Annotated in this window: 16 protein-coding genes; 12 read left to right on the top strand and 4 right to left on the bottom strand. The window is 64.6% G+C overall.

Annotated features, from left to right (window positions below; genetic code table 11):
• Positions 1-123 precede the first annotated feature (123 nt).
• Positions 124-1,461, top strand: coding sequence for a S1C family serine protease (locus tag PPN31114_RS02980; RefSeq protein ID WP_150677993.1), 1,338 nt, complete (start codon positions 124-126; stop codon positions 1,459-1,461).
• 17 nt (positions 1,462-1,478) lie between these two features.
• Here the strand turns inward: PPN31114_RS02980 and PPN31114_RS02975 are convergent, their stop codons facing one another.
• Positions 1,479-2,408 (bottom strand): LysR family transcriptional regulator, encoded by a 930-nt coding sequence (locus PPN31114_RS02975; protein WP_150679121.1) that lies wholly within the window; start codon positions 2,406-2,408, stop codon positions 1,479-1,481.
• A gap of 142 nt (positions 2,409-2,550) precedes the next feature.
• On the opposite strand from PPN31114_RS02975, the gene PPN31114_RS02970 reads away from it, so the two are divergent.
• From PPN31114_RS02970 to PPN31114_RS02955, 4 genes are all read left to right on the top strand, one after another.
• On the top strand, positions 2,551-3,234 hold the full coding sequence (locus PPN31114_RS02970; RefSeq protein ID WP_150677992.1) for an HAD family hydrolase: 684 nt from the start codon (positions 2,551-2,553) through the stop codon (positions 3,232-3,234).
• A 29-nt stretch (positions 3,235-3,263) separates the two neighbouring features.
• The gene (locus tag PPN31114_RS02965) at positions 3,264-4,412 is read left to right on the top strand and encodes a DSD1 family PLP-dependent enzyme (protein WP_370865852.1); all 1,149 of its coding nucleotides are present in this window, start codon (positions 3,264-3,266) and stop codon (positions 4,410-4,412) included.
• A 114-nt stretch (positions 4,413-4,526) separates the two neighbouring features.
• Positions 4,527-5,609 (top strand): LLM class flavin-dependent oxidoreductase, encoded by a 1,083-nt coding sequence (locus tag PPN31114_RS02960; protein ID WP_150677991.1) that lies wholly within the window; start codon positions 4,527-4,529, stop codon positions 5,607-5,609.
• A 33-nt stretch (positions 5,610-5,642) separates the two neighbouring features.
• Positions 5,643-6,656 (top strand): ABC transporter substrate-binding protein, encoded by a 1,014-nt coding sequence (locus PPN31114_RS02955; RefSeq protein ID WP_246182376.1) that lies wholly within the window; start codon positions 5,643-5,645, stop codon positions 6,654-6,656.
• A gap of 104 nt (positions 6,657-6,760) precedes the next feature.
• On the opposite strand, the gene PPN31114_RS02950 is transcribed toward PPN31114_RS02955, so the two are convergent.
• A complete protein-coding gene (locus PPN31114_RS02950; RefSeq protein ID WP_150677990.1) occupies positions 6,761-9,064 on the bottom strand; it encodes an aconitate hydratase in 2,304 nt (767 codons plus the stop codon).
• A gap of 129 nt (positions 9,065-9,193) precedes the next feature.
• On the opposite strand from PPN31114_RS02950, the gene PPN31114_RS02945 reads away from it, so the two are divergent.
• Positions 9,194-10,081 carry a LysR family transcriptional regulator gene (locus PPN31114_RS02945; RefSeq protein WP_150677989.1) on the top strand — a complete coding sequence of 296 codons (888 nt, stop codon included), beginning with the start codon at positions 9,194-9,196 and terminating at the stop codon, positions 10,079-10,081.
• Positions 10,082-10,112: 31 nt separating this feature from the next.
• Here PPN31114_RS02945 and PPN31114_RS02940 read toward each other — a convergent pair whose 3' ends face one another.
• Both PPN31114_RS02940 and PPN31114_RS02935 read right to left on the bottom strand, forming a co-directional pair.
• Positions 10,113-11,156: an alginate lyase family protein gene (locus PPN31114_RS02940; RefSeq protein ID WP_217426910.1), complete on the bottom strand. Its 1,044-nt coding sequence runs from the start codon at positions 11,154-11,156 to the stop codon at positions 10,113-10,115.
• A 7-nt stretch (positions 11,157-11,163) separates the two neighbouring features.
• Entirely contained in the window at positions 11,164-12,078 is a 915-nt protein-coding gene (locus PPN31114_RS02935) for a LysR substrate-binding domain-containing protein (protein WP_150677988.1), read from the bottom strand.
• 232 nt (positions 12,079-12,310) lie between these two features.
• Here PPN31114_RS02935 and PPN31114_RS02930 point away from each other — a divergent pair, with 232 nt between their 5' ends.
• The 6 genes from PPN31114_RS02930 to PPN31114_RS02905 all read left to right on the top strand — a co-directional run bounded on the left by PPN31114_RS02930 (position 12,311) and on the right by PPN31114_RS02905 (position 18,187).
• On the top strand, positions 12,311-13,210 hold the full coding sequence (locus tag PPN31114_RS02930) for an ABC transporter permease (RefSeq protein WP_150677987.1): 900 nt from the start codon (positions 12,311-12,313) through the stop codon (positions 13,208-13,210).
• Positions 13,207-14,244 carry an ABC transporter ATP-binding protein gene (locus PPN31114_RS02925; RefSeq protein WP_150677986.1) on the top strand — a complete coding sequence of 346 codons (1,038 nt, stop codon included), beginning with the start codon at positions 13,207-13,209 and terminating at the stop codon, positions 14,242-14,244. Before PPN31114_RS02930 ends, PPN31114_RS02925 begins: the two co-directional genes overlap by 4 nt.
• Before the next feature lie 53 nt (positions 14,245-14,297).
• Positions 14,298-15,416, top strand: a complete 1,119-nt coding sequence (locus tag PPN31114_RS02920; protein ID WP_150677985.1) for an extracellular solute-binding protein — start codon at positions 14,298-14,300, stop codon at positions 15,414-15,416.
• An 11-nt stretch (positions 15,417-15,427) separates the two neighbouring features.
• Positions 15,428-16,321: an ABC transporter permease gene (locus PPN31114_RS02915; RefSeq protein WP_150677984.1), complete on the top strand. Its 894-nt coding sequence runs from the start codon at positions 15,428-15,430 to the stop codon at positions 16,319-16,321.
• Positions 16,299-16,871 (top strand): TIGR00725 family protein, encoded by a 573-nt coding sequence (locus PPN31114_RS02910; RefSeq protein ID WP_246182375.1) that lies wholly within the window; start codon positions 16,299-16,301, stop codon positions 16,869-16,871. The genes PPN31114_RS02915 and PPN31114_RS02910 overlap by 23 nt, the downstream gene beginning before the upstream one ends.
• 116 nt (positions 16,872-16,987) lie before the next feature.
• Positions 16,988-18,187 (top strand): porin, encoded by a 1,200-nt coding sequence (locus PPN31114_RS02905; RefSeq protein ID WP_150677983.1) that lies wholly within the window; start codon positions 16,988-16,990, stop codon positions 18,185-18,187.
• Positions 18,188-18,191 lie beyond the last annotated feature (4 nt).

The following is an 18,191-nucleotide window of genomic DNA, read 5'->3' as shown; positions in this document are numbered from 1 at the left end:
CACAACGACAGAGGCCACAGGGGGACGCTCCAAGCCGAGCGCCGCGATTCCACCGGGTGTTTGCGCAACCGTGCGCAACGCCATGATTATTTGACAGCCGACACAGAACGGCGCTTCTCGCTCATGCTCAACCGTCTCTTCGCTGCAACACTCGCGGCCACGATCAGCGTTCCGGCGCTGGCACTCGATGCCGAAAAGCTCTACGAAAAAGTCTCGCCCAGCATCTGGGTGGTCAACACATTCACCAAAGACGGTAAGCGCGTCGGGCAAGGCAGTGCCGTCGTCGTGGCGCCCCAGCGTCTCGCGACCAATTGCCATGTGCTTCGTAGTGCCGTGAAGGTGGTTGTGCAACGGCGCAACACCACGCACCTGGCCGAACTGGAGCTGGTCGACCCGGAGCGTGACATTTGTCAGTTGAAGGTCGAAGACATGTCGGCGCCGCCCGTGACGCGCGCCCCCATGAACTCGCTGCGGGTGGGCCAGAAGGTCTATGCGCTGGGCAGCCCGAGCGGGCAAGAACTCACGCTCTCCGATGGCATCATCTCGTCCCTGCGCCACGACAGTGCCGATCGCATCGAGTTGATTCAGACGTCAGCGCCCATCTCACCGGGTTCGAGCGGCGGCGGGTTGTTCGACGTCGATGGCCGACTGCTGGGCCTGACCACGCTGATGCTCGCCGATTCGCGCCACCTGAATCAGAACCTCAATTACGCCCTGCCCGCGAGCTATCTGGACGAGCTCCCCGCCCGCAGCAAGGCGGCATTGGCGGCGCGTGAGACGTCGGCGTCCCGTGCAGCGGCCGAAAAGCGGGCGACTGAAACCCGGGAAGCCGCCGCAGGCACGGTGGGCGCACGCTGGGAATACACCATTACGGACCTGTTCACCGGTGTAAAGAGCCGCGTGGCGCTCGTTGTCGAGCGCATCGACGGCGACAAGCTTTATATGAACAACGGCGGGCGTGTCGAGATGGCGGACGGCAAGTTGCTCGAGATGTCGCAGCCGATTCTCGGTGAAATGGATGCCTCCATGCCGGCTGGCGGCTGGATCAAACCCAATATGAAGCCGGGTCAGACGTGGGACATGCGATACTCGCCGCCCGGCACGCCGGGCCGCACGCTCAACCTGAGCGCACGCGTCGTGCAGGAAGAATCCATCAACACCGCCGCAGGCAAGTTCGATGTCCAACGCATCGAATACGAAGGCAACCTGATCGAGACGCCGACGCGCCATCAGGGCCGTTCGCAGCAGAGCGCCGCTTACAAAGCGACGCTCTGGTATTCGCCGCAGATCAACCGCGTGGTGAGAATGAAGGCGCAAAGCATCAGTCCCTTCGTGCAGATCAACGAAATGGTCGAACTCTCCGCGCTTCCCGGTGGCCAGCGCGCGGTTGCCCCGCGTACCGCCGCCGCCGGAAACGGTGCCGACACCAAGGCCACCGGCCCGGCTTCGCTCCTTCAGTAAGAATCGACGACAGGCAATCAGCGCCGCAACGGCCCGCCTAACGTCTCACCTAGAAAAGCCATCAGCGCTTGCAAACGCGCGGTTCGGCCACGGCGCGTCGGAACCAGTAAGGTCACCGGCGCGCTGTCGAACGTCCAATTCGCCAGCACGCGCACCAACCTGCCCGCAGCGACGGCATCACGTGTGTCCCACTCCGAGCGCAGTACCAGCCCGAGGCCTTGCTCCGCCCATTCGCGAGCCACGCTGCCGTCGTTGCTCGTGTAGGCGGGCACGACACGCACGCTGTCGCGGGCGTTCGTGCGTTGAGCGGGTGCCTTCTTCGCGGCATCTGGACGACGAAAGCGCCATAGCGTCACGTCCTCGTCGTTCTCCCGAATACAGATACAACGATGACGCAGCAGATCGTGCGGTTCGGCGGGCGTGCCGAAGCGGCGCAGGTACGCGGGACTCGCGCACAACCAGCGTTCATTCGGCACCAACGGCCGGGCGATCCAAGAGGAATCGCGCACCGCGCCCACATGGATGACGGCATCGGAATCGTGTTTGTCCGGCCACGGCGTTTCGCGCAAGTCGAGTTGCAGATGCAGATCGGGATGCAACTGCGCGAAGCGCGCCAGCGCCGGGGCGACGTGATGGCGGCCATAGCCGAACGGCGCCGCCACGCGCAGCGTGCCGGTCAATCGGTGGTCGTCGCGGCGAAACGATTCGGGCAGCGCATCGAGCTGCGCGAGCAACGCCGCTCCCTCCCGCGCAAGGCGCTCGCCTTCCGCCGTCAAACTCAACTGCCGCGACGTGCGCGTCGCCAGCGCCACCCCCAGCGTCGCTTCGAGCTTGCGCAGCCGTGCCGACAAGGCGGGCGGCGTCACGTTGAGCAAGCGCGCAGCCGCACTGAGCGATGGGGCCTGCGCCAGCGCTTCGACGAGCCGTAGGTCTTCGATCTGGATCATTAATCTGAGCTTAAGCATTGATGTTCCAAGATTTAACCACGGCTAACGATATCGTTTCTACACTGAAGGCCTGTGAGGATGCGGCGACGCCTGCTTTCCTCGACGATTCACCCCAGACACCGCACCGACAAAAGGCCCCAAGATGCCCACGCATGACGTTTCCGCACCTACCGCTATCGCCACGCCCGACGCGTGGCCTCGCGCCGTTCTGTTCGATCTGCTCACCGCGTTACTCAATTCGTGGACCGTATGGAACACCGCCGCCGGGAGCGAAACGGCGGGACGCACTTGGCGCGCCGAGTACCTGCGCCGCACCTACGGTTGCGGTGCGTACGTGAGCTACGAACAACTGGTGCGCGAGGCCGCAGCACATGTCGGTCTGCCCGCATCGGCCCCCGAAGCGCTGGAAGCGCAATGGGCGACGTTGCCCGCCTGGGATGGGGCTCGTGAACTGCTTCAGGCGCTTCGCCCGCACTGCAAGCTGGCTGTCGTCACCAACTGTTCGGAAAAACTCGGGCAGCAGGCCGCCGCATCGCTCGGTATCGACTGGGATGTCGTCGTGACCTCTGAGCAAGCGGGTTTCTACAAACCTGACCCGCGCCCCTACCAACTGGCCCTCACGCAGTTGGGCGTCTCGGCAAACGAGGCCGCCTTCATCGCAGGCTCCGGTTACGACCTGTTCGGCACGTCGAAAGTCGGTATGCGCACGTTCTGGCATAACCGTATCGGACTGTCGTTGCCCGAAGGCGCCCCGGCGCCAGAGCGCGAAGCCCCCACACTGGACACCGCGTTGCCGTGGCTGCGCACGTTCGGCAATCACGCTTGAGGAGACCTGCCATGACCGCCATGCAAGACCTGCCGACCCAAACGATGCTCACATTGCAAACGCTGGAAACCCCCGCTGCCGTGATCGATGTCCCGCGCATGCAGCACAACATTCGCCGCATGCAAGATCGGATGAATGCGCTCGGCGTACGCTTTCGCCCCCATGTAAAAACCAGCAAATGTACGGAAGTCGCACGCGCGCAGATTGAAGCGGGCGCGGCGGGCATCACCGTCTCGACGCTCAAAGAGGCGGCGCACTTCTTCGACGCTGGGGTCACCGACATCCTCTACGCAGTCGGCATGGTGGCGAGCAAGTTGCCCGCTGCGCTGGCGTTGCGCCGTCGCGGCTGCGATCTGAAAATCATCACCGATAGCGTGGCCTCGGCGCAGGCCATCGTGGCGTTCGGTGCGGAGTATGGCGAAACCTTTGAAGTGTGGATCGAGATCGACACTGACGGTCATCGCTCCGGCATTCGCCCGGACGAAGCCGCCCTGCTCGACGTTGCGCGCGTGCTTCACGACGGGGGCGCGACGCTGGGCGGCGTGATGACGCATGCCGGCTCCAGTTACGAGCTCGATACCCCCGAAGCGCTCGCGGCGATGGCCGAGCAGGAGCGCGCCGGGTGCGTGCTCGCCGCCACCCGGCTGCGTGAGGCGGGCTTGCCCTGCCCCGTCGTGAGCGTCGGCTCGACACCGACCGCGCTGGCCGCCACGCACCTCGAAGGGGTGACCGAAGTGCGGGCGGGCGTGTACGTCTTCTTCGATCTCGTCATGCACAACATCGGCGTGTGCACGACCGACGAAGTGGCGCTCAGCGTGCTCACGACCGTCATCGGCCATCAGGCAGACAAGGGCTGGGCGATCGTCGACGCGGGCTGGATGGCGATGAGCCGCGATCGGGGCACGCAAAAGCAGAAGCACGACTTCGGCTACGGGCAAGTGTGCCGCGTCGACGGCACCGTCGTCCCCGGTTATGTCCTGAGCGGCGCCAATCAAGAACACGGCGTGCTCTCGCGCGAAGGCGAGGCCGATCCCGACATCGTGTCGCGCTTTCCGATCGGCACGCTCCTGCGCATTCTGCCGAACCACGCGTGCGCCACCGGCGCCCAGTTCCCCGACTATCACGCCATCGACCCCGACGCCGATACCGGCACGTGGTCTCGTCTGCACGGGTGGTGATACCAAGCGCATCGGGATGCTTATGCCTTGATGCGGCATAACGTATCCCGATTTGCTTCGTTCACGGCGCGGTACTACGCCCGCTACGCTAGGCGCTTGCATTGGAGCGCACCTATGAGCGTAGAAATTATCGGCATGATCACGGCAGCCCCGGGCTCCGAAGTCGACCAACCCACCGGGGCGGCCGTCGACCCGGCTTTCGTCACCCGCATGGCGCAAGCGCACGAGACCGCCGGTTTTGACCGCGCCCTCATCGGTTATTTTTCCAACGGCCCGGAAGGGGCGATTGTGAGCAGCTATGTCGCCGCAGCCACACAACGCCTCGGCATTCTGCTGGCTTATCGGCCAGGCGTGATCGCTGCCCCGCTTGCTGCCCGCCAACTCGCCACGCTCGATCAGTTCTCGCGCGGACGCGTCGCGCTCAACGTGGTATCCGGCGGCAACGACGCCGACCTTCGCCGCGATGGCGACTTCCTCGAACACGACGCACGCTACGCGCGCACCGACGAGTATCTCGATGCGTTGAAGCGCATCTGGACCGCCGATGCGCCCGTCGATTTCGAAGGCAAGCACTACCGCTTCGAACAAGCGTCGCCTGCCGTGAAAACTTGGCGCCAACCGCATATTCCGATTTACTTCAGCGGCGCGTCGGACGCCGCCATCGACGTGGCCGCACGCCATGCCGACACCTATATGTTGTGGGGTGAACCGCTCGATGCCGTTGAGCAATTGATTGGCCGCGTACGGGGCGCTGCGCGCCGATATGGCCGCACGCCGCGCTTCTCGATCTCGTTCCGTCCGATCGTCGCCGACACCGAAGCGCAAGCGTGGGCACGCGCCGACGACGTGTTGCGACAAGTGAAAGCCACGCGGGCCAGCCTCGGCCTGCAAGTCGAAGCCCCCGAGAACGTCGGATCACAACGGCTACTGGCAGCGGCGCAACAAGGCAACGTACTCGACGAACGTCTCTGGATGGGCGTCGCCAAAGCCACGGGCGCGCGCTGGAATTCCACGGCGCTCGTGGGTACGCCCGAACAGGTGGCGCACGCCCTTGGGCGCTATTACGCGCTGGGCGTCGACACCTTCCTCATTCGTGGTTTCGACCCGCTGGGCGACACGATTCGTTACGGCGAATCGCTGATTCCCGCCATTCGCCGTCACATTGCGGGTCTTGGCGGCGTACGCCGCGCGGCCTGATTGTCTCTTTCGTTCACGTTTTACACAGGTGTCATGATGCTGTTGCGTTGGATTCGCCGCGCCCGCTTTACCTTGCCCGCCCTCTCTCTCACCCTGCTCGCCACAGTGCACACGTCTGCCGCCACGGCGCAGACGGCCGCACCGGTCACCCTGCGCATCGGCGACCAGAACTACTACAACGTGCGCGCCTCCATCGAGGCCTCAGGCGCACTCGAAGGCGCGAACTACCAAGTGGAGTGGAAGCACTTCCAGTCGGCAGCCCCGGTTGCCGAAGGGCTCAACGCCGGGGCACTGGATTTGGGGTTTCTCGGTGATTCCGGTTTTCTCTTTCTCGCCGCCAAGGGCGCACCGGTCAAGCTGATTGCCGTGTCGCGACAGAACCCCGACACCATCGCGCTACTCGTGCCGAAAGATTCCCCGGTCAAAACGATTCAGGATCTCAAAGGCAAGAAGGTGGCCTATTGGCCCGGCGCGTGGAGCCAACAGTTGACCCTGCGCGCGCTGGAAAAGGCCGGTTTGCCGACGGACTACGTGCAATTCGTGAAGCTGATGCCGGTAGATGCGGCGGTCGCGTTGCCCAACGGCGCGATCGACGCGTTTCCCGTGTGGGAGCCGTACATCTCGCAGCAAGTGGTGCATAACGGCGCGCGGCCCGTGCTGACGGCGCGCAACCTGATGCCTGGCTTGAGCAGCGTGGCCGCCTATGCGCCGTCGGTCACAGAAAAGCGTGCGGCGATTGCCGACTTTCTCGTGCGTTTGCAGAAAGCGCGTGCGTGGGTCGAGACGCACAAAGAGGCGTATGCCGATCAATGGGCGAAGAAGGCCGGACTCGATCGCGATGTCGCGCGCCACTGGATCGGACAAGCCGGTATGACCGTGGAGGCCATCGACAAGCAAGCCGTCGCGGACTATCAAGGCACCAGCGACTTTCTGACGCAGACGGGCGCGTTGCCGACCCGATTCGACGTCAGCAAGGTCATCGACACGTCATTTGGGCAAGTGCTGCAAGCGCAGGGCCAGCCTTCCCGTCAGACGGCTGCGCGTTGAGACATTAGCCGTCTACAACTGCCGAGCGCATCGAATCGACTCGGGGCATGCACCACCGCCGTGGTAGCTGCATGCCCCGCATCGCTGTCGACAGCGTTGCCGTATTACTTGCTCGACTTCGGCACGACGTTCAATGCCGACCCCGCCTTAAACCACTGAAGCTGCACATCGCTGTAGCTATGCTTCAACCACACCGTTTCACGACTACCGTCCGCATGGTGCAGCACGCATTCGACATCGCGCTTCGGGGCCAAATTGGCTAACCCCAGCAGGTCGATACGATCGTCGGCCCGCACGTGTTCGTAGTCGTCCGGGTTGGCAAACGTCAACGCCAACAGCCCCTGCTTCTTCAGATTCGTCTCGTGAATGCGGGCGAAGCTGCGTGCGATGACCGCCATGCCGCCGAGCAAACGCGGCGACAGTGCGGCGTGTTCGCGGCTGCTGCCTTCACCGTAGTTGAAGTCGCCCACGATGACCCACGGCACCCCAGCGGCCCGATAGGCGCGTGCGGCCTGCGCGGGCGTCACGTCTTGCGCCCCGCTCAACAGGTCGATCGTGCGCCCGGTTGCGCCGGTGTATGCATTGGTGCCGCCCGACAGCAGGTTGTCGCTGAAGCGCTCCAGATGACCGCGCAGCTTCAGCCACGGCCCGGCCGGTGAGATGTGGTCCGTCGTGGTCTTGCCCCGCGTCTTGATCAACACCGGCATGCCCGTCGGATCGCTGCCGTTCCACGCTGGCCACGGCTTGAGCACCTGAATGCGTTCGCTCTTCGGATCGACACTCACTTCGACTCGCGTCCCGTCGTCGGGCGGCGCGATGTAATGCGTCGCCCCTCGGGTGAAACCGTCGGGTGGCACTTCGGGCGCCACGGCGGGCGGCGTCAGCCGGAACGGCTTGCCATCGGCCCCCGTGAGCGTGTCGTGCTGCGGATCGAACGAAAGGCGACCTGCCAACGCCCAAGCGGTCACGATTTCCGGGCTGGCAATCAGATTGACCGTGTTGGGCGAACCGTCGTTACGACGCGGGAAATTGCGGTTGTACGAAGTCACGATGGTATTCGGCGTCGCGACAGCGGCCGACTCGCGCCGCCACTGTCCGATGCAAGGCCCGCAAGCATTGGCCAGCACGGTGCCGCCCATCGCAGACAGTGCATCGAGTTGCCCATCGCGAGCGATCGTCGCTCTCACCTGCTCCGACCCCGGCGTCACCATGAACGCTACCGCCGCCTTAACGCCATGCGCATGGGCCTGCTTCGCCACGTCGGCAGCGCGGCTCATGTCTTCATACGACGAGTTCGTGCAACTGCCGATCAGCGCCGCCGATAACGTGTCGGCCTCCACGTCGTGCGCGGCCAGCCCGTCGCCAGGCTTCGCCTGCTTCATCTGCGCCGCCAACTGCGAGACGGTGCGGGCCCGGTCCGGCGAGTGCGGGCCGACGACATGCGGCTCCAGCGTCGAGAGATCGATACGGACCACGCGGTCGTAGAAGTGCTCCGGATTCGCCTCGACTTGCGGGTCGGGTGCGAGCAACGAGAGATTGGCCTCGATCACCGGCACGAGATCGGCTCGACCGCTGGCGCGCAGATACGTGAGCATGCGTTCGTCCGCCGGAAACATCGACGTGGTCGCGCCGAGCTCTGCGCCCATATTGGTGATGGTGGCCTTGCCCGTCGCGCTGATCGTGCGCGCACCGGGGCCGATGTATTCCACGATGGCGTTCGTACCGCCCGAGACCGTGAGCTCACCGGCCACGCGCAGAATCACGTCCTTCGGCGCCGTCCAGCCGCTCAACTCACCGGTGAGATACACCGCGATGCGCTTGGGATACAGCACTTCCCACGGCAACCCGGCAAGCGCCTCCACGGCATCGGCACCGCCCACACCGACGGCGCAGGCACCCAGCCCGCCGCCATTGGGCGTATGCGAATCAGTGCCGATGATGAGGGCGCCCGGGAACGCGTAGTTTTCCAACACCACCTGATGAATGATGCCCGCGCCCGGCTCCCAGAAGCCCAGCCCGTAACGGGCGGCCGCGCTGCGCAAAAAGGCATAGACCTCGCGATTCTCGTCGATGGAAGCGCGCAAGTCGGCGCGTCCCTCGACACGCGCTTGAATCAGGTGGTCGCAGTGAATGCTCGCCGGAACGGCAACACGGTCACGGCCCGTTTGCATGAACTGAAGCATGCCGGTCTGGCCGAGCACATCTTGAAACACGACACGGTCGACCATGAGCGCGAGATAGCTCTGCCCCGGAACCAGCGCCTGATTCTCAGGGTCGGCAAGATGGCCGAACAGCACTTTCTCGGCCAGCGTGAGCGGATGGCCAAGCCGCTGGCGGACGACGGCAAGCTTGTCGTCCATGGCCGCATACAGACGCGTAAGCGCCTGCGCCGAAATGAATTGGGACATCGATCACTCCTTTTCTAAACTCTTCTGAAAGCATTTGTGGGGTGGATGGGTGCGATCGCAGGACGGATTCTGGAACCGTCTTTGTCTCCGGTAAAATGAATTTATCTGTCCGATTACTCAATTTTTCTTATGAAAATCGACATCCTCGGCGTGCAGGCGTTTGTCGCGATTGCCGATCGTGGCGGCTTCCAGAGTGCTGCCGATGCGCTCTCGGTCACGCAAACCGCGATCACACAGCGGTTGCGTAAACTGGAGGACTATTTGGGCGTCATGCTCTTCGAGCGCACCACGCGCTCCGTGTCGCTCACCCAAATCGGGCGGGACTTTCTGCCACAGGCACGCCGTCTGCTCGATGAGCTCTCCGACGCACTCACCGAAATCAAAGAGAGCGGACAAGCTGCGCGCGGCGACGTGTCGATTGCGTGTGTGCCGACGGCCGGGGTGCAGTTTTTGCCGAGCATTTTGCAAACCTATGCGCAGCGCTTTCCGCACAACCGTGTGCGCGTACTCGATCACTCGTCGGTGGCCGTCACCGATGCGGTGCTGCGGCGTGAAGCCGAGTTCGGCATTCACATCGCGGGGCCGGGCCACGGCGATCTGGTGGGGCTACCCGTCGCGCAAGATCAATTCGTGCTGATCTGTCACGAGACGCATCCGCTGGCACGCCGCCGGCGCGTGCCGTGGCGCAATCTCGCGCCCTATCCTTTGATTTTTGCCGGGCAAGTCAGCGCCAACCGGTCGTTGCTCGACGGCGCGTTAGCGGACGTGAATCTGCAACCGCACTTCGAAGTGCAGCGCAGTTCCACTGCTGTGGGGATGGTGGCAGAGGGTGTGGCGGCAGCCGTGGTGCCACGTTTGGCGATTCAGAAAGGCGCGTATCCGCACATTCGCGTCGTCGATCTGGTCGAACCGGTGATCGCCCGCACGCTGGTGCTGGTGACGCGGCGCGGTGCGCAGCTATCGCCCGCGGCTCAGGCGCTCTACGATTTGATCGTCGCGAGCACGACGCGTGGTTGATGTTGTGCGATGGATGCTAGGCGATGGAAGCTCAGCGCGTCGGCACGATGCCGTGTTCCGCCATCCATGTCAGGTTGCCGCCCATGCGCGGGTCTTTAAACGGCGCGAAGGCGTGCATGGCGTCATACCGCTCGGGGTGTGGCGAACGCAGCCGGTAGAACTCCACCCAGCCGCTCGATCCGTGCGGCTGTGCAGTCTCCTGCGCCACGCCCGACTGCGCGTTGAACCACGCAGGATCGCGGTAGCCATCGGCCACCCGTGCGGCGAGTCGTTCGATGGCACCTTGCCGATAGGCATACCAGTCGTCGCCATTCAATCGCGCGAGTTCTGCCATGAACACCAACGGGGCCGTAGCGTAGTCGTGATAATGCAGCGCGCGGCGTTTGCGGGCCATCTCCATCGGCAAGCTGCCATCGGGTTCAATGGCGTCGATACCCGTGCGGTAGATGCCTTGTGCCGTCGATAGCAATGCGCTGTCGTGCGTGGCCACGGCCGTCGCCATGATGCCCACGCCGGTCCAGTAGTAGTGGTTGTTGCGCTTGTGCTTGGGGTTGCCCCAGTAAGCGAGATTTGCGCTCGACAGTTGACGCAACCACGCCTCGATGACTTGCCGCTGCTGCGCCGTGGCCAACGCCTGCGTTCGCAGATAGGCGATGGCGGCGGCCCCATGCGTCCATTGACGCATGTAGTCGGACTGATCGTTGTTCACGTGAATCATCTGTCCAAGCATCGCCCCGCTGCTGGCCCACGCTTCAAGCCACGCGAGCGTGCAACGCCCGTCAGCCTCGCCGCCTTTGCCTGCCGCGTGGGCATAGGCGTCGGTCATCTTGGCGATTTGCGCGGTGAAATCGTTTAGCGGCTTTACGGCTGCGGCGTTCTGCGCCTGCAATTGCGGATCGATCTTCGACTTTGCCGCGTCCGTGTAGTAGCCCAGCGCCCGAATGTCGGGGTTTCCCGGAGGCGGTGCGGGACATTCGTGCGGCGCCGCGGCCGCAGCAAGTTGCAGTGTCATGGTGAATACGCCTGCGATCGCCGTCATGAACAGGCGTCGTTGACTGATACGTTGGTGTGTCATGCGTCGCTTAACCTTTCACGTCTTGCCCTGCCTGCGCCAACATCCACATGCGGAACTGGCGCAAGGCTGCACGCTGCTGCAACCGCTCGCGCGGGTAACAAAGATAGTGACCGTGGTGCGGCACATCGACCCCGGCGTCCACCGGCTCGACCAGCCGCCCCGCCGTTATCGCCTCTCGGGCGAGAAACGCAGGCACTAGACCAATGCCCATGCCCGCTTCGGCCGCCTGTAGCAGCACCGAATACTGCTCGAAGCGGGGCCCCGTGCGCTGCGCTTGTTCTGCCACGTCGTAGCGCCGAGCCCATGTGCCCCAGACATCTTCCGCCTGACTGTGCACCAAACGCGGCGCACGTGCGATGTCGCTCACGCCCGCGAGCGGATAACGCTCGACGAAAGACGGCGAGCAAACAGGAACGAAGCTGCGCCCATCGAGATAGTCGCTCACCACCCCTTCCCATTCCCCGTCGCCATAACGGATGGCGGCATCCAGCGAGAACGGAAAGGCATCACCGTGCGACAAGTGGCGGCTAAAGCTGAGCGTGACGCCCGGCGTTTGCGCGAGAAAATCCGGCAAACGAGGGATGAGCCATTTCGTCGTAAATGTCGGCACGCTCGCAATCGTCAGCAAGTCGCTCTCCCCCCGCGAAGTCATCAATTCCAACGATGCGTTGCCGATCTCGCGCAGCGGCTCGGCCACGCGCTCATGATAGCGGCGCCCGGCATCGGTCAGCGTCAAATTTCGCCCCTCGCGCACGAAGAGCGGCGTTGCGACCAACGCTTCGAGCGCCGCAATCTGGCGACTCACCGCGCTCGGCGTGAGACCCAGTTCACGGGCAGCACGAGAAAAATTCAAGTGCCTTGCGGCGCTGACGAAGGCAAGCAATTCAGCGGTATTGGGATAACAGTGGCGTAGCGCAGGCATAGGAACGACGGGGGTTTTCGGGCAACGACGGGCACGGGTGTGCGGCCATCGACTGTTCCGTTTTCGCACAGCACGATGCCCGATTTGTGTGTTTTCTTCATGACGATGACACGCCGCACCACGACACTGGCGCCCAATGCAAAACCTGCGGCCAGCCTTTTCCTGCCAGGAAAATCAAGGCCCCGGCGGCGCAGATCCTCCTTTGTCATTGATTGCCGATCAGGTTCTCCCGATGTCCGACGTCCCTACCGAGCGCCTCGCCTTAGCTGTGCCATCCCGGCACAGCCCCGCGCCTGCCGATGCAGATCAGGCGGGGCAGACGCCGCAACGTGCGCGCACCGGCGTATTGCTCTGGATCGTGCGCGCGGTCGCCGCCCTCTTCCTCATCTATCTGTGTCTGCCGGTGCTGCTGTTGCTCGTGGGCGCCTTTGGGCAGGCATGGACGAACACCGTCTTGCCGACCGGCTTCACCGTGCAGTGGTTTGCGGAACTGGCAGGCGATCCGTCGTTCCGGCGCGCGTTCTCCACGAGCCTCATCGTCGCACTGAGCTGCTGCGTGATGACGGCCATCGTGGGACTGCCGCTCGCCTATGCCCTGCATCACGGCGCGCGCACCGCGCGGGGTGCCGTCGCCCGGCTCGTCACGCTTCTGCCGGTGGCCGTACCGGCGCTCACGCTCGGCTTCGGCTACATCGCTGTCTTCAGCGGCGACACGCTGCCGTGGCTCGGTTCGCTTTGGCTGCTGGTGCTCGCCCATACCGTACTCACGCTGCCCTATCTCACGCAAACGTTGCTCGCCGATCTGCGTCATCTGGACATCGCGCGGCTCGAAGACTGCGCGGCAACGCTCGGTGCCTCGCCGCTCAAACAGTTTCTGACCGTCGCCGTGCCCAACCTCACACATAGCCTCGTCGCGGGGCTGGTGATGGTCGCCGCGCTATCGATCGGCGAATTTCAAATTTCCAATCTCATCGCGGGTTTCCGCTATCGCAACTATCCGGTCGTGCTGCTTCAGGCGTTCTACGGCGCCACCGGTTTTGCGTGCGCTGCCACGGTCGTGCTGCTTGTGCTCGCGCTGGTCGCGACCGGCGTATCGATCTTTGCGGCGTCTCGTCAGAAGGTCAGTTCATGAGTCTTACGCTCGAAAACGTCAGCTTCCGTTACCAAGGCGCACCGCAGGGTCTCGACGACGTCAGTCTGCAAGTGCGTCAGGGCGAGCTGCTTGCCGTGATGGGCCGCAGCGGCTCCGGCAAGTCGACCGTGTTGCGGCTGGTCGCGGGCTTGCTCGACGGCTATCGCGGACGCATCGCCATCGGCGGTGAAGACGTTGCCGGTGTGCCCGTCTGGCGGCGTCAAGTCGGCATGGTGTTTCAGCAATACGCGTTGTTCCCGCACCTCAGCGTGCTCGATAACGTGGCCTACGGGCTGCGCATGCGTCGCGTGAGCGCCGCCGAGCGTCAGCGCACGGCGCTCGACATGCTCGCCCGAGTGGGGCTGGCCGATTGCGCCGGGCGGCGTCCCGCATCGCTCTCGGGCGGCCAGCAGCAGCGCGTCGCATTGGCGCGGGCGCTGGCCGTATCGCCCCGCGTGTTGCTGCTCGACGAGCCGCTCGCTGCCCTCGATGCCGGTATTCGCCAGCAATTGCGCGACGAAATTCGCGCGTTGCAGCAAGCGAGCGGTGCCACCACGCTGATCGTCACGCACGATCGCGACGAAGCGCTGAGTCTGGCCGACCGTGTGGCGGTTATCGATAGCGGACGCCTCTTGCAAATCGACACGCCGCAGCGCCTTTACGATGCCCCCGCCTGTGCGACGGTCGCCAGCTTCACGGGCCTGTCGACGGTGCTGCCCGCACGCGTAGTACGCCCCGGCGCGGTCGACGTCGGGTTCGCGGAACTGCTCGCCGACACCGGCGCATGGCGCATTGGCGACGCCGTGAACGTGCTGGTGCGGCCCGAGCACGTCGATACCGATCCGCCGATGCATGCGATCAATCGCCTGCCCGGACGCGCCGGGGCCGTGCGCTTCTTCGGTGCGACCTGCCGCTACGACTTCTTTCCGGACGGTGCCGCTACCCCGCTGTTGGGCGAACACCGGCGTGCCGCGACGCATGCCGTGGCGCTCGACCCGGCGCATCTGCGCGTGCTGCCGCCGTCAACGAAATAAGTGAACCGATTTCCAAAATGCCCTTACCCCATGCCCCCGATGGAGCCCTGTCGATGACTCGCTTTACCCCTTCGCTGCTGTCTCGTGCCGTCTTGCCCGCGCTTTCCACGCTGGCCGTCTCGTTCGCGCTGCTCGCGGGCACCACCGTTGCGGCACACGCGCAAACCCAAGCGGGTGCCCCGCTCTACCCCGGTGAAGCGGAGCTTTACGCCAAAGCGGCAGAAGAAGGTCTCGTGGTGTCGTTCGACACCGGGCCGGAGTGGGCCAACTGGAAGGCGCTGTTTGCCGAATTCCGAAAGCGCTATCCGAAGGTCGAGATCACGTACAACGACATCGGCTCGGCGGCCACGGTGGTCGCGCTCGACAAGTCGCGCCGCCGCCCGCAAGCCGATACCGCTTACTACTTCGCTGGCTCGGCACTCGACGCGGTGCAGAAAGACGTGGTGGCCCCGTTCAAGCCCATCAATTTCGACACGTTGCCGAAGGTGTTTCGCGATAACGATGGCCGCTGGTTCACCATCCATTCGCTCAACATCGCGTTTCTCGTGAACACGAAGCTGGTGAAAAACGTGCCGCAGTCATGGGCCGACCTGCTCAAGCCGGAGTACAAGAACGCCGTGGTGTACCTCGACCCGCGTTCGACGGGGCAGGGTCAAGTCGCCGTGTTTGCCGCCGCGTATGCCTTTGGCGGCAACGTCGACAACCCGAAGCCCGGTGCCGAGTTCTTCGGCAAGTTGCGCGATGCTGGCAACGTCATGCGAGTGGAAGGCACGACCCCCTATGCGAAGTTCGTGAAGGGCGAGATTCCGATTTTGATCGGCTATGAAAACGACGGTCTGAAGGCGAAGTACACCGACGGCATGGGCGACGCGGCGCAGGTGGTCATTCCGAAGGAAGCCACTGTCTCTGCGCCCTATGCCATCAGTCTCGTGAAGAACGGCCCGAACCCGGACGCCGCCAAGCTGTGGCTCAACCTCATCATGAGCCCGGTCGGTCAGGCGCTTTTTGCGCAAGGCTACGTGCGCCCCGCCGTGCCCGGCGTGCCGCTCTCGCCGGAGATGCGCGCACGCATGCCGGATGCGCCGCAAGTGCATCCGCTCGATGTAGCGCGTGCCGCCGCGCAGAAGGCCGAAGTCGACCGCCTGTGGGCCGCCGCCGCACTCGCCAAGTGAGATCGCACGACATGACGCCCCATCGCGCCAACCCGGTCCCCGCCATCGAGGCAATCGAGCGCAGCCCGCGCCGCCCGCGCGGGACGCTCGCCCCGCGCGGTTGGGTTCGCCGCTTCGGCGGCTTGCCCGCCGCCGCGTTGCTCGCGCTGGGCTTCGGGCTACCGCTCGGTGCGCTGGTAATCGCCGCATTCGAGGGCCGTGGCGAGGCGTTCCTCGCTATCGCCATCGATCCGCTGGTGCGCAACGCCTTGGTGAACTCGCTGGCACTCGCCGTCGGCGCAGGTACGGTGTCGCTGCTCGTCGGCGCGCTGCTGGCCGTCACCCTCGCACGGCAAACCCCTCGGCGGCGCCGCTTCTGGCTCGCCGCCATGGGCGTGCCGCTAGCGTTCTCGGGACTCGTGATCGCTTACGGATTCATTCTGGCGTTCGGCCGGGCGGGGTTCGTCACGCTCGGGCTGGCGTCGCTCGGGGCCGACCCGGCACGCGTTGGTGCGCTCATCTACACGGCACCGGGTCTTATCGCGGCGTACGCGTACTACTTGATTCCGCGCGTGGCGCTGATGGTCTACCCGTCGATCGCCAACCTCGACCGCCGTCCGCTCGAAGCTGCGCTCACGCTCGGGGCGCATCCGCTGCGCGCGCTCGTCGACGTGGCGCTGCGCGAACTCTGGCCGACGCTGGCCGCGGCGTGGTGCCTCGTCACCGCGATTGCCATGGGCACGTACGGCACCGCGCTCGCGCTGGCCGGTACCCAAATCAACATCCTGCCGTTGCTCATGTTCCTCAAGATGTCGGACGGGCAAACGGATTTCCCACAAGCCGCCGCGCTGTCGCTCGTTTTAATGGCGGTATGCAGCGGTGTGCTCGCTCTCGGAGAGTGTCTTGTACGGCGTCATCCTCAATGAGTGGTCGGCTGCGGCCCGCCACGCCCTCGATCAACTGGCTGCGCGTCAGGAAAGCACGCATCGGCACGTGACTCCGGTCGGCTTGATCGGCCCGCGTGAGGCGTCGCCCGCGCAGCTCGAAGCGGCGCATTGCGTAGGCGAAGCGCTCGCTGCCGCCGGTGTCGCGCTCGTATGCGGCGGCAAAGGCGGCGTGATGGAAGCGGCGTCCGCCGGTGCCGCTGCCGCAGGCGGCATCGTGATCGGCCTGCTGCCAGAGGACCACGCCGACGAGGCGAACCCACACCTGAGCGTGGCCCTGCCCACGGGTCTCGGCATCACGCGCAATGCACTGATCGCACGCGCGTCGGTGTGTCTGGTCGCCATCGGCGGCGGACTGGGCACGCTCTCGGAAATCGCGCTTGGCCTGCAATGGCGCAAGCCCGTGTTCACGGTACTCGATGCACCGGCCGTGCCGGGCGCCGAGAACTTCGACGATATCGACGCGCTGGTCGTGGCGGTTGCGACCTGGCTGAGCGTCACCGGACTTCCCGGAGGTGACGCCCCCCGGTAAGCCACGCCAGCGGCACCCCGCTTCTCCACCCGTTCCCGCCCCACACAGGGAACGGCGGGGATCGCAGGCGAGTTCTCGTGACGTTGATGTCACATATATTTAGGATTACTAATATTATGAAGCGTATTTTTCTCGCGGCACTCGGGCTCGGCGGCTTCGCCATCGCGGCACACGCACAAAGCAACGTGACGCTATACGGCATCGTCGACGCCGGCGTGGGTTACACCAGCGGTCAACGCACCGCCACGACCAAAGGCAGCGTAGGCAACCCGATTGTCTACAGCAACGCCTCGAACTGGGGCTTTGCCAGCGGCACGTGGTCGGGCGACCGTTGGGGTCTGAAAGGCGTGGAAGATCTGGGGGGCGGCAACTCGGCCATTTTCCAGCTCGAGAACGGGTTCAACATCGGCAATGGCCAATCGGGCCAAGGCAACCGCCAGTTCGGCCGTCAGTCGTGGCTGGGGCTGCAAAGCGCCACGCTCGGCAAGATCACCTTTGGCCGCCAATACGATCCGATCGTCGATTACGTCGGGGCGATCAGTGCAGGCACGTTCGTCACGGGCATGGGCGCGCACCCGGGCGATATCGACAACATCGATAACCAAGCCCGCGTGAACAACTCGGTGAAGTGGGCGAGCCCGGTGTACGGCGGCTTCCAGTTCGGCGCGATCTATGGCTTTGGCGGCCAGCCGGGCAGCGTGAAGAACCAAAACGCGTGGGGTCTCGGCGGTCAGTACGCCAGCGGCCCGCTCGCGCTCGGCGTGGCTTACCTGCAAGCAACCAATGCTTACGGCAATACGGGCGGTGCGTGGAACGGCGCGTACGACGGCACGTTCGCGTCGTCGATCAACGAGGGCTTCGCCTCGGCCGCCAGCCAACGCATTCTTGCTGCCGCCGGTACGTACACGTTCGGCAACACGCAGGTCGGCCTATCGTACGGCAACGTGCACTACACGCCGGGCTCGTTCTCGACGTTCGCAAGCGCCATGACGTTCAACTCGATCGGTGCCACGGTGGCCTATCAGTGGACACCGGCGCTGCGTCTGGCGGCGGCTTACAACTTCACGCAAGGCAGCGACGTGAAGGGCGCCAGCGGTCCGAAGTACCACCAGATCAACCTGGCCACGTACTACGCGCTGTCGAAGCGCACGTCGCTGTACGCGCTCGTGGGCTATCAAAAGGCATCGGGCAACACGCTCGACACGTTTGGCAATGTGGTGTCCGCGACGGCCTCGGTCGGCGACGTAGGTAACGGTATCTCGTCGGCCACCTCGACGCAGACGCTGGTACGCATGGGTATCCGCCAGACGTTCTAACGGT

It is taken from the genome of Pandoraea pneumonica (assembly GCF_902459645.1).
Lineage (GTDB): Bacteria > Pseudomonadota > Gammaproteobacteria > Burkholderiales > Burkholderiaceae > Pandoraea > Pandoraea pneumonica.
The sequence above is the reverse complement of the archived record's forward strand: the minus strand, read 5'-3'. Positions and strand labels throughout refer to the sequence as shown.